This is a genomic window from Flavobacterium sp. UBA4854, from assembly GCF_002399805.1.
Lineage (GTDB): Bacteria > Bacteroidota > Bacteroidia > Flavobacteriales > Flavobacteriaceae > Flavobacterium > Flavobacterium ginsengisoli.
On the sequence record NZ_DHEI01000010.1, the window covers coordinates 3,439 to 6,628 of the forward strand.

Consider the following 3,190-nt stretch of genomic DNA (forward strand, 5'->3'; position numbering starts at 1 on the left):
GGCGATACTGATGGCGAAGTTACTAACCAACCTGTTTCTGGATCTTTTACCAACATGCTGTTGTAAAACTGAGCTGCTCCTTTGATTATCGGATAAATTTCTGCTAGATAATTTTGATCTTTGGTATACAAATAATGATTCCATAAATTGTTGCAAAGCCAGCCTGATCCTGCTTTTGCAATTCCCCAAGAAGCACTTTCTCCTGGTTCTGTAAATCCCCAGACATTCGTGATTACATGTGCCACCCATCCATCAGCATTGTAATAGGCTTTTGCCGTTTTTTCTCCGTAAGGAACCATTCCTTTTACCAAATCTTTTAGCGGAAGATTCAATTCAGATAGATTTCCTGTTTCTAATGCCCAATGATTCATCTGAACATTTACGTCAAGATGATAATCGCCATTCCACGGAGTTTGAACCTGATGCGCCCATAAACCTTGCAAATTTGGAGGCAGCAATCCGACTCTTGTACTGCTAATGCTTAAATAACGTCCGTATTGGTAAAACAAAACGGGAAGCTCAGTATCTGAATCTGGTTCTTTTAAAAACGCATCTAAACGTTCATTTGTAGGCAATGTTTTTTGAACTGGTTTTCCAAAATTTAAAGCCACACGATTGAACAGTTTCTGATAATTTTGAATATGTATTTTCTTCTGATCGTCGTATTTTTTCTGCATCGCTACATCCAAAATTTTATCTACAGAAGACTCAAAACTTTTATCTTTAAAATCTGTTCCTGCTGAAATGTAAAGAATTACTTCAGTTGCATTTTTTACTTCAATGGTATTATTGGCATAAAAAGCGTTTCCATCTGTAATTTTAGCTTTTACTTTGGCTTTATATTTCATCCCTTTTCCGTCAATTCCATTGTTCAATTGTCCTGTCATTACAAGAGAATTGTCATTTCCGTTTTCGGTTTTAAAATGTTCTGGCCTATTCAACTGAACTGTGAAATTCAATTTTCCTTTTTTGCTTGAAGTCAATTTCATAAAAAGAGCATCATCGCCAAAACCTGCAAAATATTCCCGTTTATACGTTACTCCGTCAATCGCAAATTGAGTTGAAGCAAGAGCGGTTCGAATATTCAGATTTCTGGTGTAATTTACAGGTTGAGATTTGGTTTTATAATCAAATTTTAATGTCATGTCTGCCAAAACTTGATAGCATCCAAATTGTACATTGGCACCGTCACCGCTTCCTGAACCAGGGCCTGTGCAGACAAAATTTTGATTGATAAGTTGTTCGGCTTCACTGTTTTTATTGGCCAATAATAATTCTCTTATTTGCGGCAAAAAAGTATAGGCTTTATAATTATTTGCGTCTTGCGAAGATCCGCTCCAAAGTGTTATATCATTTAGGACTAATTTCTCCGTTTCAATTCCGCCATCAGGCATAATTCCTAAACGCCCATTTCCTAAAGGCAATGTTTCTTCCCATTGAGAAGCTGGTTTTGTGTACCATAGTTCTAGCTGATTATTTTGCGAATAACCTAGAAATGGCAGTAGTACAAAAAGAAACCGTTTGATTATTTTCATATTCATAGTTTTATTCTTTTGCCACAGATTAAAGAAATTATAATAATTTTTAATCTGCCCTAATTTGTATTAAAAAAACTTTAAAAAATTTCTACAAGGTTTTTAGAAACCTTGTAGAAATAGAACTCTTATTTATTGTATGGAATCGCTTTTACAACTGGCTTTTCTCCATTTTTTAAAGCTGATTCATCAAATTCTATTATAACTTCTTTGCTTTCTCCTTTTAACAAAGTGAAATAGCTGTCGCTTGCAATTGCGGGTAATATCTGAGTTCCTGATTTATCATTTAAAACCTGCATCTGAATTCCAAAAGCAATTCCTGATGTACTGGAAACTTTTGCTTTTACCACATATTTTCCATTTTGTTTTACCACTTTCGAAGTTACATTTACGTTTGCTTTTGGCAGATTGTTCAATGCTGTAAAATCTTTCATATTGGTTCCTCTCCAATAAAAATTTTCACTGATTAACTTATTCTGAGCATCTTTTAGCTTTAAGCGAATAAAATGCACTGGACTTAAATCTGAAGTATCTGTACTATTTTCTGCTCCAAAAACCTGAAAATCGTATAAAGAATAGCCCCATCCAGAACCTCGTTTTATGCCTAACATTCGAACATAACGCCCTTTTACCTCATCAAATGCTATATTTTGAAGTCCTTGTTTTCCGTCTTTTATTACACTTGCATCGGTCCAGTTTTTTGCATCTGAACTTATCTGAATTTTATATTCTTTCCCGAAAGCATTTTCCCAATTTAGAGTTACGCGATTGATCACGTATTCGTTTTCAAGATCTACGTAAATCCATTCATTGTCTGTTGAATTACTTGCCCATCTGGTATTAGAATCACCGTCAGCAATGTCTTTTACATTTCCTCCATCTGTAGAAGATGCTGTAACATTCTTTTGAAAAGCCAAATCTTTCTGATTCGAGTAAAACGGAATCACAAAGCTTTCTGTTGCTGTATTTGAATAAGAATCTACAACGGCATTTTGTTGGAATTTCGTCACTGGTTTTCCATCTAAATTGTAGACAAAAGCTTCTGCCTTTAGATTTTTATAATCGGTTCCTGTGGTATTAATTACTTTAACCGAATTGTTAACAGGACTCCACTGAATGTGCATAGGTTCACAAGCCGATTTTACGCCCCAATAGGCTCCCGTTAAATCATAATAATAATCGTAAGTCTGCCACACCATACTTGGATAAGACGACTGGCTCATCCAGATCATAATTCCCGAAGCGTCTTCCCACATATGGTCTAACCATCCTTCGTACATGGCTTTGTTAGTTTCAATATTTAATAATTGGGCTTTTCTTGTATATTCTTCCAAATTATTAGGTTTTCCATAGCGTTCGTTTATGCTTTTATCATAATTATCTGGAGTTGCATTAAATGCTTTTTGTCCAAAGAAGTGCTTGTCCCACATATCGTTTCTTGGCCACCAGTCTTTTTCCGGAATAAATTTCTTGAAGCTTTCTATATTAGGAAAAACGGCTGTTCCAATTTCAGATCTTAAACCCCAGCTTGGTCCGTCGCCTGTTCCGGCATAAGGTTCTGGATATTTTGTAAAATAGAATCTCGGATCTTTATTTCCCCAAAGTCCGCTTCCGCTTAAATTTCCTGTATTGGAGCATGGCTGATAATAACGATC

2 protein-coding genes are annotated in these 3,190 nt (G+C 35.5%); both read right to left on the bottom strand.

Features of this window, described 5'->3' with window-relative positions:
- Positions 1 to 1,535: glycoside hydrolase family 95 protein (locus B3J44_RS00905; protein WP_286964995.1), on the bottom strand; the 1,535-nt coding region annotated here is incomplete at its 3' end.
- A 128-nt stretch (positions 1,536 to 1,663) separates the two neighbouring features.
- On the bottom strand, positions 1,664 to 3,190 hold a 1,527-nt coding region (locus B3J44_RS00910; RefSeq protein WP_286964996.1), incomplete at its 5' end, for a discoidin domain-containing protein.